This is a genomic window from Sulfitobacter sp. 1A12056, assembly GCF_043558125.1.
GTDB lineage: Bacteria > Pseudomonadota > Alphaproteobacteria > Rhodobacterales > Rhodobacteraceae > Sulfitobacter > Sulfitobacter faviae.
The window spans coordinates 503,435-521,211 of sequence record NZ_JBIFFY010000001.1 but is presented as its reverse complement, the minus strand read 5'-3'; the positions used below and the strand labels follow the sequence as shown (position 1 = coordinate 521,211).

At 63.7% G+C, this 17,777-nt stretch carries 18 protein-coding genes and 1 tRNA gene; 14 read left to right on the top strand and 5 right to left on the bottom strand.

What is annotated here, in order from left to right:
* The first annotated feature begins 96 nt into the window (after positions 1 to 96).
* A tRNA-Ile gene (locus ACGYLD_RS02560) sits at positions 97 to 173 on the top strand.
* A 27-nt stretch (positions 174 to 200) separates the two neighbouring features.
* Here ACGYLD_RS02560 and ACGYLD_RS02555 read toward each other — a convergent pair.
* Both ACGYLD_RS02555 and ACGYLD_RS02550 read right to left on the bottom strand, forming a co-directional pair.
* Positions 201 to 650 carry a DUF4442 domain-containing protein gene (locus ACGYLD_RS02555; RefSeq protein WP_271691353.1) on the bottom strand — a complete coding sequence of 150 codons (450 nt, stop codon included), beginning with the start codon at positions 648 to 650 and terminating at the stop codon, positions 201 to 203.
* 69 nt (positions 651 to 719) lie between these two features.
* Positions 720 to 2,042: an ATP-binding protein gene (locus ACGYLD_RS02550; RefSeq protein ID WP_394401007.1), complete on the bottom strand. Its 1,323-nt coding sequence runs from the start codon at positions 2,040 to 2,042 to the stop codon at positions 720 to 722.
* 44 nt (positions 2,043 to 2,086) lie between these two features.
* Here ACGYLD_RS02550 and ACGYLD_RS02545 point away from each other — a divergent pair, with 44 nt between their 5' ends.
* The 3 genes from ACGYLD_RS02545 (at position 2,087) to ACGYLD_RS02535 (ending at position 3,788) form a co-directional block, all read left to right on the top strand.
* The gene (locus ACGYLD_RS02545) at positions 2,087 to 3,001 is read left to right on the top strand and encodes an MBL fold metallo-hydrolase (RefSeq protein WP_394401004.1); all 915 of its coding nucleotides are present in this window, start codon (positions 2,087 to 2,089) and stop codon (positions 2,999 to 3,001) included.
* A 145-nt stretch (positions 3,002 to 3,146) separates the two neighbouring features.
* Positions 3,147 to 3,269: a hypothetical protein gene (locus ACGYLD_RS02540; RefSeq protein WP_269451603.1), complete on the top strand. Its 123-nt coding sequence runs from the start codon at positions 3,147 to 3,149 to the stop codon at positions 3,267 to 3,269.
* A 96-nt stretch (positions 3,270 to 3,365) separates the two neighbouring features.
* Positions 3,366 to 3,788: a DUF4112 domain-containing protein gene (locus tag ACGYLD_RS02535; RefSeq protein ID WP_322327689.1), complete on the top strand. Its 423-nt coding sequence runs from the start codon at positions 3,366 to 3,368 to the stop codon at positions 3,786 to 3,788.
* Between the two features lie 62 nt (positions 3,789 to 3,850).
* Here ACGYLD_RS02535 and ndk read toward each other — a convergent pair whose 3' ends face one another.
* Entirely contained in the window at positions 3,851 to 4,273 is a 423-nt protein-coding gene (gene ndk / locus ACGYLD_RS02530; RefSeq protein WP_067266630.1) for a nucleoside-diphosphate kinase, read from the bottom strand.
* A 106-nt stretch (positions 4,274 to 4,379) separates the two neighbouring features.
* On the opposite strand from ndk, the gene ACGYLD_RS02525 reads away from it, so the two are divergent.
* From ACGYLD_RS02525 to ACGYLD_RS02510, 4 genes are all read left to right on the top strand, one after another.
* Entirely contained in the window at positions 4,380 to 6,242 is a 1,863-nt protein-coding gene (locus ACGYLD_RS02525) for an ABC-F family ATP-binding cassette domain-containing protein (RefSeq protein ID WP_394401001.1), read from the top strand.
* A gap of 91 nt (positions 6,243 to 6,333) precedes the next feature.
* The gene (locus ACGYLD_RS02520; RefSeq protein WP_271691360.1) at positions 6,334 to 6,972 is read left to right on the top strand and encodes a MarC family protein; all 639 of its coding nucleotides are present in this window, start codon (positions 6,334 to 6,336) and stop codon (positions 6,970 to 6,972) included.
* A gap of 45 nt (positions 6,973 to 7,017) precedes the next feature.
* Positions 7,018 to 7,599, top strand: a complete 582-nt coding sequence (locus ACGYLD_RS02515) for a TIGR02281 family clan AA aspartic protease (protein WP_394400998.1) — start codon at positions 7,018 to 7,020, stop codon at positions 7,597 to 7,599.
* 153 nt (positions 7,600 to 7,752) lie between these two features.
* Positions 7,753 to 8,238, top strand: a complete 486-nt coding sequence (locus ACGYLD_RS02510) for a hypothetical protein (RefSeq protein ID WP_271691362.1) — start codon at positions 7,753 to 7,755, stop codon at positions 8,236 to 8,238.
* A gap of 52 nt (positions 8,239 to 8,290) precedes the next feature.
* On the opposite strand, the gene ACGYLD_RS02505 is transcribed toward ACGYLD_RS02510, so the two are convergent.
* Entirely contained in the window at positions 8,291 to 8,749 is a 459-nt protein-coding gene (locus ACGYLD_RS02505) for a DNA polymerase III subunit chi (protein WP_271691363.1), read from the bottom strand.
* A gap of 7 nt (positions 8,750 to 8,756) precedes the next feature.
* The gene (locus ACGYLD_RS02500; RefSeq protein ID WP_394400993.1) at positions 8,757 to 10,229 is read right to left on the bottom strand and encodes a leucyl aminopeptidase; all 1,473 of its coding nucleotides are present in this window, start codon (positions 10,227 to 10,229) and stop codon (positions 8,757 to 8,759) included.
* A 131-nt stretch (positions 10,230 to 10,360) separates the two neighbouring features.
* Between ACGYLD_RS02500 and lptF the strand changes: the two genes are divergently transcribed.
* The 6 genes from lptF to rsmA are packed head-to-tail and all read left to right on the top strand — an operon-like array spanning position 10,361 to position 17,776.
* The gene (gene lptF / locus ACGYLD_RS02495) at positions 10,361 to 11,494 is read left to right on the top strand and encodes an LPS export ABC transporter permease LptF (protein WP_271691365.1); all 1,134 of its coding nucleotides are present in this window, start codon (positions 10,361 to 10,363) and stop codon (positions 11,492 to 11,494) included.
* Positions 11,491 to 12,588, top strand: a complete 1,098-nt coding sequence (lptG, locus tag ACGYLD_RS02490; protein ID WP_271691366.1) for an LPS export ABC transporter permease LptG — start codon at positions 11,491 to 11,493, stop codon at positions 12,586 to 12,588. Before lptF ends, lptG begins: the two co-directional genes overlap by 4 nt.
* Position 12,589: 1 nt before the next feature.
* Positions 12,590 to 14,740 carry an LPS-assembly protein LptD gene (locus ACGYLD_RS02485; RefSeq protein WP_271691367.1) on the top strand — a complete coding sequence of 717 codons (2,151 nt, stop codon included), beginning with the start codon at positions 12,590 to 12,592 and terminating at the stop codon, positions 14,738 to 14,740.
* Positions 14,728 to 15,966: a peptidylprolyl isomerase gene (locus ACGYLD_RS02480; RefSeq protein ID WP_276154072.1), complete on the top strand. Its 1,239-nt coding sequence runs from the start codon at positions 14,728 to 14,730 to the stop codon at positions 15,964 to 15,966. Before ACGYLD_RS02485 ends, ACGYLD_RS02480 begins: the two co-directional genes overlap by 13 nt.
* Complete coding sequence (pdxA, locus tag ACGYLD_RS02475) at positions 15,963 to 16,937, top strand: 4-hydroxythreonine-4-phosphate dehydrogenase PdxA (protein WP_271691370.1); 975 nt, start codon at positions 15,963 to 15,965, stop codon at positions 16,935 to 16,937. The genes ACGYLD_RS02480 and pdxA overlap by 4 nt, the downstream gene beginning before the upstream one ends.
* Positions 16,934 to 17,776 carry a 16S rRNA (adenine(1518)-N(6)/adenine(1519)-N(6))-dimethyltransferase RsmA gene (gene rsmA, locus ACGYLD_RS02470; protein WP_271691371.1) on the top strand — a complete coding sequence of 281 codons (843 nt, stop codon included), beginning with the start codon at positions 16,934 to 16,936 and terminating at the stop codon, positions 17,774 to 17,776. The genes pdxA and rsmA overlap by 4 nt, the downstream gene beginning before the upstream one ends.
* Position 17,777 lies beyond the last annotated feature (1 nt).

Below are 17,777 nucleotides of genomic sequence, written 5' to 3'. Positions count from 1 at the left end.
GCGCGGAGTTAGAGTATTGCGCCGCCCACTGCAATCATTTGGTGCAGCTAATGTCTTGACGCTCGGCCTGCGGCGTCATACCCAAACGCCCATGGCGGGCCTGTAGCTCAATTGGTTAGAGCAGAGCGCTCATAACGCTTTGGTTGCGGGTTCAAGTCCTGCCGGGCCTACCATACTTCCGCCCCCGCCTTTCGTGGCCTTCACCGTTTGGCGCTGACGTGCCAGTTCACCTGCATCTCGACCACCGTTTCACCCGCTTCGTTCTGAATGTCGACCGCCACGTCAAAGGCGACCTTGCCGTCTTCTTGCAGCGCGCTCAACAGGTCGGCCCCGGGGCGCGAGGTTTTGGCATGGGCGGTCAGCGTGCCTTCGGCGATCTTTTTAAAGGTGATCTGCCCCATGGCCGCCACGGGGCGCATGTCCATGATCACCGGTGCAATCGCCCCCGCCATGGCGGCCCCCGATGCGGCTTCGCCCAGCGTGAACATCGCGCCCGCGTGCTGCGTGCCGATGTGGTTCGAGGTCTCATGCCGCTGCACCAATTCGGCGCCGGCGGTGCCGTCTCCGATCTCGAGCAGTTTCACCCCGACATGGGCGGCAAAGGGCACGGCCGTGTCGAGATGGGCTTTGATCATGTCATAGGGGGTCATCGCTGCGCTCCGTATTAGGGTCCCCTCACTGTGGCAAAGCCGGGCGCGTCGCACAATCATGCCGCCGGGTCACCGCGCGATGACGATATCCGCGCGCAGCCCGCCAAGGCGGTCCGATTCCCCAAGCCGCAGCACCCCGCCGTGGGCGCGGGCGATGTCGGAGGCGATGGCAAGGCCAAGCCCCACGCCGCCGCCCTTGTCTTGGTTGCGCGCAGGATCGAGCCGCGAAAAAGGCCGCGTCGCCTCGTCTCGCCGCGCTTCGGGAATGCCGGGGCCATCGTCTTCGACCCGGATGCGCAGGGTGCGGTCGCTCAGCATGACCGAGACTTCGGCCTGCGTGCCATAGCGCACGGCGTTGGAAATAAGGTTGTCCACCGCCCGGCGCATCGCGATCCTGCGCAGCTTCACGATCCCCTCGCCCGCGCCCTCGGGCGGCAGCAGCGTGACCCTGCGCCCGGCCCGTTGCGCGTCTTCGACGATGGCGCTGACGAACCCATGCGGGGCCACCTCTTCGGGCTCACCCTCGGCGGCACCCTTGGCGAAGTTCAGGAATTCGTCCAGCATCCGCTGCATATCATCGACATCGGCCAGCAGCGGGGCCGCGTCCTCCTCGTCGATCATCGACAGGCCAAGGCGCATCCGGGTCAGCGGCGTGCGCAGGTCGTGGCTGACCCCCGAGAGCATTAGCGTGCGCTGCTCTATCTGCCGCTCGATCCGGGCGCGCATGTCGACAAAAGCGTTGCCCGCCGCGCGGACTTCGATGGCGCCGGTGGGAGTATAAGGCTCATGCCGCCCACGGCCAAAGGCCTCCGCCGCGCGGGCCAGCCGTTTGATGGGGCGCAGCTGGTTGCGCAGATAGATCGTGGCGATATAGCTCAAAAGCACGCCGAAAAACACGGTGTAGACGAAAAGCTGATGCGGGTTCGAGGCCGAGATGCGCCGTCGCTCGAACTGGATGCGCAGCGGCCCGTGCACGCTTTCGATATAGAGCACGACGAAATCGTCATCGCTGAGGTCCACCGCTTCGATCCCGTCCATCTTGCTGCGCAGCCGGGGGATGAGGACGCGGCCCGAATAGTCGTACCACAGCATGCTGTCTTCTTCGGGCAGCGGACGGTTGGCGGGCGTCACCACGAAATCAAGCGGGCCCGCCCGCGCCTCAACCGCCGTGGGCACGGATTGCGCATCGGGGGCCGTGCCGACCGCCAGCATGACCAGTTCCAGTTCCCGCAGGACCGTATCGGTCATCTGGCCGGTGACACCTTCGAAATGCCTCTGCGCAAAGATCACCACGACGACCAACTGTAAAAACACCACTGGTAACAGCAGGATCAACGCGGCACGTCCGTAGATGCCGCGCGGCACATATCGTTTGAGCCAGGCAAAATTCATGGCTAGACCTTAGCCAGCCCCCTGCCCCAGCGAAAGGTGAAACCATGCTACCGCCCGACAACTTCGACCCCGAGATTGGCATTGCCGAAACCTTGGAACCCGAGCTGCGGCGGATCGTGGCGCCCAACCCCTCACCGATGACCTATCGCGGCACCAATACCTATCTCTTGGGCGAGACCGATGTGGCGGTGATCGACCCCGGCCCCGATAGCGCTGCGCATCTTGAGGCGATCCTCGCCGCGATCCAGCCCGGGCAGCGCATCAGCCATATCATCGTGACCCATACGCATCTGGATCACTCGCCGCTTGCCCGCCCGCTGGCCGAGCGTACGGGGGCCGAGGTCTGGGCCTTTGGCGATGCCACGGCGGGCCGTTCGACGGTGATGCAGGGGCTGGCCGAGGCGGGGTTGATGGGCGGCGGTGAAGGTGTGGACCACGGGTTTTGCCCCGATCACGCACTGGCCGATGGGGATGTACTAGAGGGGGACGGCTGGGCGTTGGAGGTGCTGCACACGCCGGGCCATATCGGCAATCATGTCAGCCTCGCTTGGGGAAATGCCTGTTTGACGGCGGATCACGTCATGGGCTGGGCGACCTCCCTCGTCTCGCCCCCCGATGGGGATTTGACCGATTTCATGGCCTCTTGTCAGAAGCTGGGCGCGCGACAATGGCGGGTGTTCTACCCCGGTCACGGCGCGCCGGTCAGCGATCCCAACGCGCGGCTCGACTGGTTGGTGGCGCATCGTCGCGCGCGGGAGGTGTCGATCCTCGATGCACTGGCTGCCGGGCCCGCCACGGCGGAGGACCTCGCCCGCGCCATCTATACCGAAACACCTGCCGCGCTTTTAGGCGCGGCCACCCGAAACGTGCTGGCGCATCTGGTCGATCTGACAGGCCGGGGGCGCGTAGCCCCAGAGGGCACCTTGCAGGCAGAGGCGCGTTTCACTCTCAACTCATAGGGGAATGCCGGCCTTTCCGTCGCAAAATCGCAACAAATGCCCCATTCTGGGCGCAATCTGGCCCCTTTATGGACCCGAACCGCGCCCAAGCTGGTTGCGGGGATGAGAGACATCAAACCCCAGCGAGCAGCAAAGGAGCTACCCGATGGCCCGACTAGACAGAACGCCGCAACCGCAAAAACCAAAGCCCGCGCCGAAGCCGAACGGCACCTCGGCCCAACCACCGCAGCGCCCTACGCCGCTGATCACCGACTACGCCAGCCTTTGAACGGCGCTCCCCGCGCACCGGATGGGGCCGGTGGATGGGGGGAACTTTGGGGCCGGACCATGCGTTTGCCGCCTAGAGCAACACGCAAGGACAGATATGAAACCCCATACCCCCTCTCACGAGGCTGACCTCGCCCGTCTGCGCCGTTTGGCCGTCAGCATGGACAGCGCCTATAAGTTGCCGATCGTTGGCGTGCGGATGGGATGGGATTCGATCTTGGGCCTTGTGCCGGTGGTGGGTGATACGCTCGCCCTTCTGCCCGCAGCCTATATCCTGAAAGAATCGCACCGCATGGGCGCACCGAAAAGCGTACTGGCGAAAATGCTGGTGAACACCGGGGTCGACTATGTGATCGGCTCGGTCCCGCTGGTCGGTGACCTCTTCGATATCGGTTGGAAGTCGAAACTGCGCAACGTCGATCTGCTGGAACGTCACCTGAAAGACCAAGCCGCCAAGGCGCCGCCGATGGGCGATGTCGAAGGGCGCATGTCCTCACACCACCCGACGCTCAATAACTGATCGCCAAAGAAAAAAGGGCCGCCTTGAGGCGACCCTTTCAGTCTTTCCAAAGAACGGGTGGCTTAGCCGACCAGTTCCAGACCGGAGAAGAAGTAAGCGATCTCAACCGCTGCGGTTTCCGGTGCGTCGGAACCGTGGACGGAGTTTTCGCCAACGCTTTCAGCGAATTCTGCGCGGATGGTGCCCTCTGCCGCATCGGCAGGGTTGGTCGCGCCCATCACTTCGCGGTTTTTCGCGATGGCGTTTTCACCTTCGAGAACTTGAGCGACGATCGGCGCGGAGGCCATAAACTCGCACAGCTCGTCATAGAAGGGACGCTCGGCGTGCACTTTGTAGAACTCGCCCGCCTGCGCTTTGGTCAGGTGGATGCGCTTTTGTGCGACAACGCGCAGGCCCGCGTCTTCGAATTTCTTGACGATGGCGCCGGTCAGGTTGCGGCGGGTTGCGTCGGGCTTGATGATCGAGAAGGTGCGTTCGAGGGCCATTGGCTGTACTCCATAGCGGGTGTTGATTTGCGCGCTCCCTAGCATGGGGTCTGGCCCATGAAAAGCCGTGATTGACCTTCGGCCCCGCTTGCTCCAAACGGCTTTCATGTTACGCATTTCAGAAATCAACTACTCCGTCGAAGGCCGCCCCCTGTTCGAGGAAGCCTCCGCCGTGATCCCCGAGGGGCATAAGGTCGGCATCGTCGGGCGCAACGGCGCGGGCAAGACGACGTTGTTCAAAATCATCCGTGGTGAGCTGTCACTCGACAGCGGCGATATCTCTTTGCCCTCCCGCGCCAAGATCGGCGGCGTCGCGCAAGAGGTGCCCTCGTCAGAGACCTCGCTCATCGACACGGTGCTGGAGGCCGACATTGAACGCGCCCGGCTGATGAAAGAGAGCGAGACCGCCGAGGACCCCGCCCGCATCGCTGACATCCAGACCCGTCTGGCCGATATCGACGCTTGGTCCGCCGAAGGCCGCGCAGCGTCGATCCTGAAGGGGCTTGGTTTCGACGACGAAGAGCAGCAGATGCCCTGCTCCGCCTTCTCCGGCGGCTGGCGGATGCGCGTGGCGCTGGCTGCCGTGCTCTTTGCCCAGCCCGACCTGCTGCTTTTGGACGAGCCGACCAACTACCTCGACCTTGAAGGCGCGCTCTGGCTGGAAAGCTATCTGGCGAAATATCCCCATACGGTGCTGATCATCAGCCACGACCGCGGCCTGTTGAACCGCGCCGTGGGCGGCATCCTGCACCTCGAAGACCGCAAGCTGACCTATTACCAAGGCCCCTACGACCAATTCGCCCGCCAGCGCGCCGAGAAACGCGCGTTGCAGGCGGCGATGGCCAAGAAGCAACAGGCCCGGCGCGATCACATGCAGGCCTTCGTCGACCGTTTCAAGGCCAAGGCCAGCAAGGCCAAGCAGGCGCAATCGCGTCTGAAGATGATCGAGAAGATGGACATGATCACCGCGCCCGAGGACGTGGCGCGCAAGGTCTTCACATTCCGCGAGCCCGAGGAACTTTCGCCGCCGATCATCAATATCGAGAACGGCTCCGTCGGTTATACTGACGACAACCCGGTGCTCACGCGGCTGAACCTGCGCATCGACCAAGACGACCGGATCGCCCTTCTGGGCAAGAACGGTCAGGGCAAATCGACGCTGGCGAAACTTCTGTCGGACCGCCTGCCCCTGATGGCCGGGCGGCAGGTCAATTCCTCCAAGCTGCGCGTGGGCTTCTTCGCCCAGCATCAGGTGGATGAGCTGATCGTCGAGGAAACCCCGCTGCAACACATGATCGCGGCCCGCCCCGGCGTGCTGCAATCGAAACTGCGCGCCCAACTCGCGGGCTTCGGCCTTGGCCCGGAACAGGCCGAGACCGAGGTCGGGCGGCTTTCGGGCGGGCAGAAGGCGCGGCTGTCGCTGCTCTTGGCAACGCTCCACGCCCCGCATCTGCTGATCCTCGACGAGCCGACCAACCACCTCGACATCGAAAGTCGCGAGGCGCTGGTCGAGGCGCTGACGCGCTACTCGGGCGCGGTGATCCTTGTTAGCCACGACATGCACCTGCTGTCGCTGGTGGCCGACCGGCTGTGGCTGGTGTCGAAAGGCACGGTCAAACCCTATGAGGAAGACCTCGAAGCCTATCGCAAAATGCTGCTGACGCCGGAAAAACCGGTCAGCAAGAACCCCGCCAAGCCGAAAGAAGCGCCAAAGCCCAAACGCGCAAGCCGCGATGAGGTGTTGGCCCTGCGCAGCGAGGTCCGCAAGGCCGAAGCGCGGATGGAAAAGATCAACGAGATGCGCGACAAGCTCGCCAAGAAACTCGCCGATCCCGCGCTCTATGAGGACGCCAAAACCGGTGAGCTTGAGGTTTGGAACAAGAAATACGCCGAGGTGATGGAGGCGCTGGACCGCGCGGAATCGCTTTGGATGGGCGCACAGGAAAAGCTGGAGAAGGCCACGGCCTGACCCGGAAGCGTTCACTTTATCACATCGCAGGGGTCGCCTAAGGGGCGGCCCTCGTGCATTCTGGCAAGAAGCCCCGCGCCAAGGAAACCCCATGACCCTCGACACCGCCTATATGATCACCGCCCTCGTCACGATGTTCGTGGTGATCGACCCCATCGCCATCGCGCCGGTCTTCCTCGCGCTTACCCGCGGGATGAGCAACGCAGAGCGGCGCAAGATCGCTTGGCGCGCGGTCGGCGTGGCCGGGTTGATCTTGCTGATCTTCGCAGCCTTCGGCGAGGCAGTGCTGGGTTTCATCGGCATCTCCATGCCCGCTTTCCGCGTGGCGGGCGGCATCTTGTTGTTCATCACCGCGCTCGACATGCTCTTCGACCGCCGTACCAAACGGCGTGAGGACCGCGCGGATGAAGACGACCACGACGATCCGTCGGTCTTCCCCATGGCCATTCCGTTGATTGCGGGCCCCGGCTCCATCGCCTCGGTCATCCTGCTGACGGGAGAAAAACCGGGCGGCGAAGGGCTGTTGACCATTATCGTGATCACCGCGCTGACACTGGTGGTCATGGCGCTAACCATGCAGGTCAGCGGCGCGCTTGAGCGGGCGATGGGCAAGACGGGCATTAACATCGTGACCCGTCTGCTTGGCATGTTGCTGGCGGCGCTTTCGGTTCAATTCGTGCTCGACGGCTTGGCGGCCTTTGGCTTTGGCCCCGGCCCCACGTTCGGCTGACATTTCCGCGCGGCCTTCCTATATGAGATCTAAGGGGGCGCGTTCATGGCCGAAATCGACACAGCACATCTGATCTATCTCATCGTTCTTCTGGCGATGGTGGCGGGCTGGTTTTTCATGCACAGCCGCCCGAATATGAACAAGACCCTGCAACAGGCGGCGGTCTGGGGGCTGATCTTTACCGGCGCCGCGGCGGGCGTCGGCCTGTGGCAAGACATCACCCGCGACAGCGCCCGCCAACATCTCACCATCAGCGAAGAGGGTGACATCGTCCTGCCCCGCGGGCGCGATGGGCATTACTACCTGACGGCCCAGATCAACGGCGCGCCGGTGCGCTTTACCGTCGATACGGGCGCATCCGATATCGTGCTGACCAAATCCGACGCGGCGCGCATCGGCATCGACCCCGAGGGGCTGGATTACCTTGGCCGCGCGGGCACCGCCAATGGCGAAACGCGCACCGCCTTCGTGCGTCTCGACGAGGTGGTGGTGGGCCATGCGGTCGATCACAACGTCCCCGCGGTAGTGAATGACGGGATCATGTCGCAATCCTTGCTCGGCATGGGCTACCTGCAACGTTGGGGCCGGATCGAGATCAGCGGCGGTGAACTGCGCCTGAGCCGCTGACGGAATAGGGCAAGACCTTGCCGGAAATGCGGGGCAAAACATCAAACACGCCGCAAAATGACGCCGCATTCGCCGTGAATTGAACAGGTTCCCGCCCTTTTGAGCGGATATCTGCAGGGCACAACTGTACCCAATTTTGGAGAAAGTGCTGCTATGCTGATGAACATTTTTGGTGGGTCATCCTCCTACCAACAAAGCAACAAACCCGCTAAGGCGGAGAAGGCTGAAAAGCCGCAAGAGGCCGAAAAGGCCAAGGACAAGCCATCCCAGGCGCAGGCGAAACCCGCCAATGACGGGCAGAACGCGCAGAACAGCGCGGCGGCGCAGGAGGCATCCAAACCTCAAGCCGTGCAAGCGCCTGCCAAGGTCGAAACGGTGCAAGCTGTGGCACAGGCAAAGCCGGTCGAGACGGCTCAAAAGGCCACGAGCGCGGATGACGAAGCCTTTGCCCGCGCCGCAGCACAGCGCAGCGTCGACAGCCAGCGCACCCGCGCCCTGCTGGACACGATCGCGCCGGTGAACAACAGCGCGGTCGAAGCGGCCAAATCCTATGTCAGCAAGGTCGAACCCGCAGCACCGGAGGCCGAGGCGAGCAAATCCACCGCTGCCGCGAAACCCGCGCTCGACAAAGCGGCCTAAGCCGCGTTCAGGGGCGGCGGGCTTTCGGCCCCTGCCCCTGCACTGCCGCCCTTCAGGTCTCGGCCTTCTTTTCCCAGCGGCCGCTTTCCTCTGACCAATATTGGGCCGAGGCGCCGTCGGATTTCAGCCGCTTCCACAGGCCGCGCGCCTGATCCAGCGCCACGGGATCATGCCCGTCGAACAACACGCAGACCCGCTGGTGCGCGGCCACTTCCGCCGCCGTGACATCGGCCCCATGCACCGTCATCAGACAATCCGCCCGATTGGGGGCGCCATCCTCCAGCGTCAGCAGCACGGGCTGATCCGCGTCCTGCGGCCCGCCCGCCATGCCATGGGGCAGAAAGCTGTCATCCGCATAGGTCCAAAGCGCCCGGTCCAGCGCCTGTAGCCCCGCCCGGTCCGTCCCGCGCAGGGCCACGCGCCAGCCATTGGCGAGCGACTTTTCCAGCAGCATCGTCAGCGTCTCGACCAGAGGTCGCTGGGTCAGGTGATAGAAGTAAGCCGCCCCCATCAGTCGCTCAGCCCTCCTCGAAACGGTCAGCGACGAGACGGTTCAACGCCGCCACGCCCCAGCCCGTCGCGCCCGCGGGCGCCAGCGTACTTTCGGATTTCAGTGAGGCAACACCGGCAATATCGAGGTGAATCCAAGGTGTCTCATCCTTGACGAACCGCTTGAGGAATTGCGCCGCAGTGATCGACCCCGCCGGACGCCCGCCGATATTTTTCATGTCGGCGACGCGGCTTTTCAGCAGGTCGTCATAGCCCTGCCCCAGCGGCATCCGCCACGCGCCTTCGCCTTCGCTCTCAGCGGCTTTCAGGAAATCGTTGCACAGCCCATCGTCATTCGAAAAGACCCCGGCGTTCTGATGGCCCAGCCCGATGATGATCGCCCCGGTCAGCGTGGCCAGATCGATCATCGCCGCGGGTTTGAAACGGTCTTGGGCGTACCACATGACATCGCAGAGCACCAAACGCCCCTCGGCGTCGGTGTTGATGACCTCTACCGTGTCTCCCTTCATCGTGGTGATCACATCGCCCGGGCGGGTGGCATTGCCCGAGGGCATGTTCTCAACGATACCCACAAGCCCCACGACATTCGCCTTGGCCTTGCGCAGCGCCAGAGTACGCATCACGCCGGAGACGACGCCCGCGCCGCCCATGTCCATGGTCATGTCTTCCATGCCAGCCCCGGGTTTGAGGCTGATGCCGCCGGTGTCAAAGACCACACCCTTGCCGACCAGCGCCAGAGGGGCTGAGTCATCGGCGCCGCCTTCCCACCGCATCACGACCACTTTCGACGGGCTGTCCGAGCCTTGCCCCACAGACAAAAGCGTGCGCATTCCAAGCTTTGCAAGCTCTTCCTCATCCAGAACTTCAACTTTCAGGCCCAAGCTTTCCATCTCGGCCAGACGTTCGGCAAAATTGGTGGTGGTCAGGATGTTGGCGGGCGCGTTGGTCAGATCGCGGGTCATGAAGGCCCCTTCGGCCACGGCCATGAGCGGTACGGCGGCCTCACGCGCGTCATCGGGTTTGGAACACATGACCTCGACCGTGCCTTTGCGCGCCTTGGGCGCGGATTTGTGATCTTCAAAGCCGTAGTCCCGCATTGCCAGACCAAAGGCCACATCGGTCACCCGGCGTGTTGCGGCGGCCAGCATCAGCAGATCGCTGTCACCCCGGCGTTTGGCCAGCGCGGCCCCGGCCTTGCGCGCGGTCATCACCTCGGCCCGGCGCGGCATATGAACCACGTCCACCGCCTCTGCCGCCATGCCTGCGGGGTAGCCCATGCTGAGAACCTCGCCGGGTTTCAGCGCCGCGAAACGCTCACTCTCTACCAGCCGCTGCAAAGCGCCTTTGGTCAGACGGTTCACCCGCCGCGCCCCGGCATCCAAACGGCCCTCAGGCTCCAGAAACAGCGCGATCCGCCCGGAATGCCCCGCGATACGGTCGATGTCGGTCTCGGCGAAGGTGATGGGGGTCAGATCGGTCATGGCATGCCTCATGGTTGATTTTGCCCCAGACCTAGCGCGCCGCGCGGCCCATGGCCAGATAGCAGTTTTCCCGCCCCGCGAATTGCTTTAAGATCCGCGTAAAGGCCGTCAGAGCATCTCGGGGGATCAGAGTGGCAAGAATTGACCGCTACATGCTGTCGCAACTTCTGGTTATGTTCGGCTTTTTCGCTTTGGTGCTGGTGGCGCTTTTCTGGATCAACCGCGCGGTTGTCCTGTTCGACCGTTTGATCGGCGATGGCCAATCCGCCTTGGTGTTTTTGGAGTTCACGGCCCTCGGCTTGCCGAAACTCATCGTCACCGTCCTGCCCATCGCAACCTTTGCCGCTTCGGTCTATGTGACCAACCGCATGTCGGGCGAATCCGAGTTGACGGTGCTCCAAGCCGCAGGCTCCGGCCCGTGGCGGCTGGCGCGGCCCGTCTTTGTCTTTGGCCTCTGCGTGGCGGCGATGATGACGGTGCTGAGCCACTTTCTGGTCCCCATGGCGCAGGGCCAGTTGAAACAGCGCGAGGCCGAAATCTCGCGCAACCTCACCGCAAGGTTGCTGACAGAGGGGACTTTTCTGCACCCCTCCGACGACGTGACCTTTTACACCCGCGCCATCGACGGTGACGGCGTGCTGCGCGATGTTTTCCTGTCGGACCGGCGCAAGGCCGACGAGGGCGTGATCTACACCGCTGCCGAAGCCTACCTCGCCCGCAACGGAGACGACACGACGCTGATCATGCTCAATGGCATGGCGCAGAGGCTGGACACCGAGAGCAACCGTTTGGCCACCGCCAAATTCCGCGACTTTTCGTTCGATATCTCCCCGCTGGTCAGCAGCGGAGACGAAATCGACCTGTCGGTCAGCGCCATGGTCACGCCTGATCTGCTTTGGGATTGGGACGGGGTCGCGGCGGCGACCGACACCTCGCCGGGCGTGGTGGCCGAAGAGTTGCATGGCCGCTTCGCGCAGCCGCTGTTCTGCCTTGTCGCCGCGATGATTGGTTTCGCGACTTTGATCCTCGGCGGTTTCTCCCGCTTTGGCGTCTGGCGCGAGGCGGTGATCGCTTTCGGCCTGCTCATCGCCATTGATGGGCTGCGGGGCACGATGGTGGTGCAGATACGCGAGGCGGCGGCGCTCTGGCCGCTGGCCTATTTGCCCTCGCTCATCGGGGCCGTGCTGACGCTGGCAATGCTTTGGCAAGCCGCACATCCGCGCTGGATAAGGCGGCGTCTGCGTGGCAAGAGGGCCGCCACATGATCCTGCATTTCTATTTCGCCCGCCGCTTTTTCATGAGCTTTCTCGTCATCACCGGGGTGCTGGCCGCGCTGGTGATGCTGGTCGACGGTGTCGATCAGGCCCGGCGTTTCGCCGATGACGACGTGGGCTGGGATCAGGTGCTGGGCATGACGCTGCTGCACATGCCCCAGACCATCAACATGATTCTGCCGCTGATCATGATCCTCGCCACGGTGGCGCTTTTCATCGGCCTTGCGCGGTCCTCCGAATTGGTTGTGACCCGGGCCGCGGGCCGCTCGGCCCTGCGCGCGCTGGTGGCCCCGGTGGTGGTGGCCTTGATCATCGGCACGCTGGCCGTGGCCATGCTCAACCCCATCGTGGCGGCGACCAGTGAGCGGGCCGAGCAATTGACCCAAGAATACCGGTCCAATGGTCGCGCGGCGCTCTCGGTCAGTGACGAGGGGCTGTGGCTGCGGCAAGGCACGGAGGAAGGCCAATCGGTCATTCGCGCATGGCGCACCAACGCCGACGCCTCTGTCCTCTATAACGTCACGATTATCAGCTATGATGCCGAGAAGGGCCCGGTGCGGCGCATCGAAGCCGAAAGCGCACAACTTAGCAGCGGCGACTGGGAGCTGACCGGGGCAAAGATTTGGCCGCTGGCGGCCGGGGTGAACGCCGAAGGCGAGGCGGAGGTGCATGAGACCCTGACGATCCCCTCCTCCCTCACCGTCGAGCGTATCCGCGAAAGCATTGGCCGTGTCGCTGCCGTCTCAATCTATGAACTGCCCGAGTTCATCCGGCAATTGGAACAGGCCGGGTTCAGCACGCGCCAGCATGAGGTCTGGCTTCAGGCCGAGCTTGCGCGGCCCTTCTTTCTGGTGGCCATGGTTCTGGTTGCGAGCGCATTCACCATGCGCCATACCCGCTTTGGGGGGACCGGCGTCGCTGTGCTGGCCTCGATTTTGCTGGGGTTCGGTTTGTATTTCATTCGCAGTTTCGCACAGATCCTTGGCGAGAATGGCCAGATCCCCGTGATCCTTGCCGCTTGGGCGCCGCCCGTGGCGGCGATCTTTCTGGCGCTAGGCCTGCTACTGCATGCGGAGGACGGCTGACATGCGCGCGGCCCTTGTTGGACTTGCCCTTTCATTCGCGCCTCTGAGCCTTGCAGCCCAGACCGCGCCTGCCAGCGACCGCCCCGCCGTTCTGGTGGCCGATCAGGTGTTCATTACCCGCGATAAAGTATTGGTCGCGCAAGGAAATGTCGAAGCCTTCCAAGGGGAGACGCGGCTGCGCGCCACGGCGATCCGCTATGATCAGGCCACCGGCGCGCTCAGCATCGAAGGGCCGATCGTGCTGTCTGAGGGGGAGAATACCACGATCCTCGCCGATGCGGCCTCACTCGATGCGGGCTTGCAGTCCGGCCTTTTGCGCGGCGCGCGGATGATCCTTGAGCAGCAGCTGCAGCTTGCCGCCGTGCAGATCAACCGGGTCGAAGGGCGTTATAGCCAACTTTACAAAGCCGCCGTAACCTCTTGCAAAGTCTGCGAAGATGGCGAAACACCGCTTTGGCAAATCCGCGCGAAACGGGTGGTGCATGATCAATTGGCGCAGCAGCTTTATTTTGACGAGGCGCAGTTCCGGATCAAGAACGTGCCCATTGCCTATCTGCCCCGCCTGCGCCTGCCCGACCCCACATTGGACCGCGCGACTGGCTTTCTGGCGCCCACGGTCCGCTCGACCTCGCAACTGGGCGTGGGGCTGAAACTGCCCTATTTCATCAAGATCGGCGATCACCGCGATCTGACCTTGACCCCCTATCTCTCCGCCGAAACCCGCACGCTTGAGTTCCGCTACCGTCAGGCTTTCGTTTCGGGACGGATCGAGTTCGAAGGGGCGATCACCGATGATGAGTTGGACCCCGGCAAAACCCGTGGCTACCTCTTTGGCACCGGCAGTTTCGATCTACGGCGCGACTACAAACTGTATTTCGATATCGAGACCACGAGCGACAGTTCCTATCTCAGCGACTATGGCTATTCGGGCAAGGACCGTCTGACCAGCGAATTGACCGTCAGCCGCGCGCGGCGCGATGCATATATGCGGGCAACCCTGCTGAACTACCAATCGCTCCGCGATGGCGAGGACAATGATCTGCTGCCCAATCTGGTCTTGGATGGTGAATTCCAGCGGCGTTATTTCCCGACTTCCGTGGGCGGCGAACTCCGCCTGACGCTTGAGGCCCATAGCCACCGCCGGTCATCGGACCTCAGCACCGATGGTAATGGGGATGGCGAGGCCGACGGGCGCGATGTGTCGCGGCTTAACGGGGAGGCCGCGTGGCTGCGGCGCTTCACCTTTGGCAACGGTCTGGTGACCGATGTTGAGGCGGGGGCGAGCTTTGGTCTGTTCAACATCGCGCAAGATGCGGTCTATGACGGGCGCTACTCCGACCTTGTGCCCCATGCCGCCGTCACCATGCGCTACCCCATGCAGCGCCGCGAGGCCGCAGGCGTCGTGCAACAGCTTGAACCGCTTGTGCAATTGGGCTGGACCGGCGGTGATCGGCTCGACATTCCGAATGAGGAAAGCACGCTCGTGGAATATGACGAGGGCAACCTTTTGGCGCTCAGCCGTTTCCCCCGGCCCGACCGGCGCGAACGGGGTGCTGTGGCGGCCATCGGGGTGAATTGGGCGCTGCTCGATCCCAACGGCATGGATGCCAGCCTGTCTTTCGGTCAGGTGATCCGCGCCGATGCGGATGACGCCTTTAGCTTTAGCTCTGGCCTGCAGGGCACCTATTCCGATTTCCTGCTGGCCGGACAATTGCGCAGCGACAATGGTCTGGCGCTCATCGGGCGCGGGCTGGTCGACGATGACTTCGAGGTCGCCAAGGCCGAGTTGCGCGGGGTCTGGGATTTCAAACGCGGGCAGATCTCGGGCAGCTATGTCTGGCTGCATGAAGACGCCGCCGAGGATCGCAACGAAGACGTGTCTGAGATCACCTTCGACGGCAGCTATTCGATCAACAGCCAGTGGCAGGCCTCCGCCGAATGGCGGTTCGACCTTGCTGACGAACGCGCGGCGACGGCGGGTCTTGGCCTGAGCTACAACAATGAATGCGTGCAGGTCGACCTTTCGGTGAACCGCAGCTATTCATCCTCAACAAGTGTTGAGCCCTCAACGGATATCGGTTTTAACATCGGCCTCAGGGGCTTTGCCGCAAACACCGGAACAGAAAGATACGTACGCTCATGTGGGAAGTAACGAAACAGACCGTCCGCGCCGGGATCCGTGGGACTGCGGCACTCGCCCTTGCTCTGGTCATCGGCCAATCCGCAGCGGCGCAGAACCTCTTTGCGCCTGTGGCCCGTGTCAATGACGAGGTGATCACCGGCTACGAAGTGCAGCAGCGCCAGCGCTTCATGCAGTTGATCGGCGCGCCCGGGACCGATACCGACAGCGTGATCGACAGTCTGATCGACGACCGCCTGCGTGGGCAAATTTTGGATCAAGCCGGGCTTGAAGTCACCCCCGAGGGCATTCGATCCGGCATGGCGGAATTTGCCAGCCGCGCGGATCTGACAACCGAGGAGTTTCTGAAAGTCCTTGGCCAAGCGCAGATTTCCGAAGAGACCTTTCGCGATTTCATCGTGATCAGCGCTGCATGGCGTGACCTTATTCGCGCGCGCTATAATGGCCGCGTTAACATCACCGACGAAGAGGTGGATCGCGCGCTTGGCAGCAGCCGGGGCAACAACGGTCTGCGCGTGCTGTTGTCTGAGATCATCATTCCCGCCCCGCCGCAGAATGCCGATCAGGTGAACGCGCTGGCCGAACGCATTTCGGAAAGCCGCTCGGAAGCCGAATTCTCGTCCTATGCCAGCAAGCATTCCGCCACAGCCTCGCGCGGGCGCGGCGGCCGGATGCCTTGGACGCCGCTCGAAAAACTGCCCGCCAGCCTGCGGCCCATCCTCTTGGCCCTCGCCCCGGGTGAGGTGACAGCGCCGCTGCCGATCCCCAATGCCGTGGCCCTTTTCCAACTGCGCGGCATCGAAGAGACCGGCAAGCCGAGCGTCGAGTATTCCGAAATCGATTATGCCGCCTATTACATCCCCGGTGGCCGTTCCGAGGCTGCGCTGTCGCGCGCGGCTGAGCTGCGCGGTCAGGTGGATCAATGTGACGACCTCTATGGCGTCGCCAAGGGCCAGCCCGCGAATGTGCTGGACCGTGGCACCAAGGCACCCGCCGAGATCCCGCAGGACGTGGCCATTGAGCTGGCGAAACTCGACCCCGGCGAAGTCTCCACCGCGCTGACCCGTGCCAATGGGGAGACTTTGGTCTTCCTGATGCTCTGCAACCGCACCACGGCGGCCAATGCCGATGTGAACCGCGAGGCGGTGGTCAGTTCGATCCGGCAGCGCAAGCTTGAGGGCTATGCCACACAGCTGCTGGAACAGGCCCGCGCCGAAGCCCGTATCACCCGCCAATGAGCCGCCCGTCCCGGCCGGTGGCCATCACCTGCGGTGAACCCGCCGGGATCGGCCCCGAGATCGCCGCCCGCGCTTGGGCGGCGCTTTCGAAGGACATCCCAATGGTCTGGATCGGCGACCCGCGTCATCTGCCGCAGGATGTCCCGCACCGCGTGATCGACAGCCCGGTTGAGGTGAGCGCGCCCAGTGCCGACGCGCTGCCCGTGCTCCCCCATCCCTTCGACAGCGTCGCCCTGCCGGGCGTGCCGCAGCCCGGCCATGCGCAGGGGGTGATCGACGTGATCGCCCGGGCGGTCGATCTGGTGCAGACGGGCGCCGCCTGCGGCGTCTGCACCGCGCCGATCCACAAGAAGGCGCTGCAAGACGGGGCCGGTTTCGCCTATCCGGGCCATACCGAATACCTCGCAGCGCTGGCAGGCGTCGACGACGTGGTGATGATGCTCGCCTCTGATCAATTGCGCGTCGTGCCTGCCACGATCCATATCGCGCTCGATCAGGTGCCGCAGGCGCTGACCCCTTCGGGCCTGCGCCGCACGATTGAGATCACCTCGCAGGAATTGCAAAACCGCTTTGGCATCGCCCGCCCCCGGATTGCCGTCGCCGGGCTGAACCCGCACGCGGGCGAAGGCGGCAGCATGGGCCGGCAAGAGATTGACTGGATCGCGCCTCTGATCCTTGAGATGCAAGGCGAAGGCTATGCGCTGAACGGCCCGCTGCCTGCCGATACGATGTTCCACGCCCGCGCCCGCGAGGGCTATGACGCGGCGGTGGCGATGTATCACGACCAAGCGCTGATCCCGATCAAGACCTTGGATTTCGACCGGGGCGTGAATGTGACGCTGGGGCTGCCCTTCGTGCGCACCTCGCCCGATCACGGCACGGCCTTTGACATCGCGGGCCAAGGGCGCGCCAACCCGACCAGCATGATCGAAGCGATCAAATTGGCATGGCAGATGGGCCAGAAAACATGAGTGCAATCGACAATCTTCCGCCGCTGCGCGAGGTGATCAATACCCACGAGTTGGCCGCGCGCAAGTCCCTCGGCCAGAACTTCCTGCTGGATCTGAACCTCACGGCCAAGATCGCACGACAGGCCGGGGATATGGCCGATTGCGACGTGTTGGAGATCGGCCCCGGGCCCGGCGGCCTCACCCGTGGGCTGCTGGCTGAAGGCGCGCGTCATGTGCTGGCGATCGAGAAGGACCGCCGCTGCCTGCCCGCGCTGGCCGAGGTGGCGGAACATTACCCCGGTCGCCTGACGGTGATCGAAGGCGACGCGCTTGAAGTCGACCCGCTGAGCCATCTAACCCCGCCCATCCGGGTGGCCGCCAACCTGCCCTATAACGTCGGGACCGAACTGCTGGTCCGCTGGCTCACCCCGCCCGAGTGGCCGCCGTTTTGGCAAAGCCTCACGCTGATGTTCCAGCGCGAGGTGGCGGAGCGGATCGTGGCGCAGCCGGGGGCGAAAGCCTATGGGCGGCTGGCCGTGCTGGCGCAGTGGCGCAGCGACGCGCGGATCGTGATGCAGTTGCCGCCGGGCGCCTTCACCCCGCCGCCCAAGGTCTCGTCGAGCGTGGTGCATCTGACCGCCCTGCCCGAGCCGCGCTTCCCTGCCGATCCGAAGGTGCTGAGCCATGTGGTCGCGATGGCCTTCAACCAGCGGCGCAAGATGCTGCGCTCGGCGCTTAAAGGTGCTGCGCCGGATATTGAGGACCGTCTGACCGCCGCGGGGCTGAAACCCACCGACCGCGCCGAACAGGTGCCGCTTGAGGGGTTCTGCGCCCTCGCTCGCGAGATTGCCAAGGGGTAAC

Bases quoted from the DNA above. Each gene is read 5' to 3' on its own strand.
- ACGYLD_RS02555 (WP_271691353.1), bottom strand. From the start codon at position 650: ATGACCCCCTATGACATGATCAAAGCCCATCTCGACACGGCCGTGCCC.
- ACGYLD_RS02550 (WP_394401007.1), bottom strand. From the start codon at position 2,042: ATGAATTTTGCCTGGCTCAAACGATATGTGCCGCGCGGCATCTACGGA.
- ACGYLD_RS02545 (WP_394401004.1), top strand. From the start codon at position 2,087: ATGCTACCGCCCGACAACTTCGACCCCGAGATTGGCATTGCCGAAACC.
- ACGYLD_RS02540 (WP_269451603.1), top strand. From the start codon at position 3,147: ATGGCCCGACTAGACAGAACGCCGCAACCGCAAAAACCAAAGCCCGCG.
- ACGYLD_RS02535 (WP_322327689.1), top strand. From the start codon at position 3,366: ATGAAACCCCATACCCCCTCTCACGAGGCTGACCTCGCCCGTCTGCGC.
- ndk (WP_067266630.1), bottom strand. From the start codon at position 4,273: ATGGCCCTCGAACGCACCTTCTCGATCATCAAGCCCGACGCAACCCGC.
- ACGYLD_RS02525 (WP_394401001.1), top strand. From the start codon at position 4,380: ATGTTACGCATTTCAGAAATCAACTACTCCGTCGAAGGCCGCCCCCTG.
- ACGYLD_RS02520 (WP_271691360.1), top strand. From the start codon at position 6,334: ATGACCCTCGACACCGCCTATATGATCACCGCCCTCGTCACGATGTTC.
- ACGYLD_RS02515 (WP_394400998.1), top strand. From the start codon at position 7,018: ATGGCCGAAATCGACACAGCACATCTGATCTATCTCATCGTTCTTCTG.
- ACGYLD_RS02510 (WP_271691362.1), top strand. From the start codon at position 7,753: ATGCTGATGAACATTTTTGGTGGGTCATCCTCCTACCAACAAAGCAAC.
- ACGYLD_RS02505 (WP_271691363.1), bottom strand. From the start codon at position 8,749: ATGGGGGCGGCTTACTTCTATCACCTGACCCAGCGACCTCTGGTCGAG.
- ACGYLD_RS02500 (WP_394400993.1), bottom strand. From the start codon at position 10,229: ATGACCGATCTGACCCCCATCACCTTCGCCGAGACCGACATCGACCGT.
- lptG (WP_271691366.1), top strand. From the start codon at position 11,491: ATGATCCTGCATTTCTATTTCGCCCGCCGCTTTTTCATGAGCTTTCTC.
- ACGYLD_RS02485 (WP_271691367.1), top strand. From the start codon at position 12,590: ATGCGCGCGGCCCTTGTTGGACTTGCCCTTTCATTCGCGCCTCTGAGC.
- ACGYLD_RS02480 (WP_276154072.1), top strand. From the start codon at position 14,728: ATGTGGGAAGTAACGAAACAGACCGTCCGCGCCGGGATCCGTGGGACT.
- pdxA (WP_271691370.1), top strand. From the start codon at position 15,963: ATGAGCCGCCCGTCCCGGCCGGTGGCCATCACCTGCGGTGAACCCGCC.
- rsmA (WP_271691371.1), top strand. From the start codon at position 16,934: ATGAGTGCAATCGACAATCTTCCGCCGCTGCGCGAGGTGATCAATACC.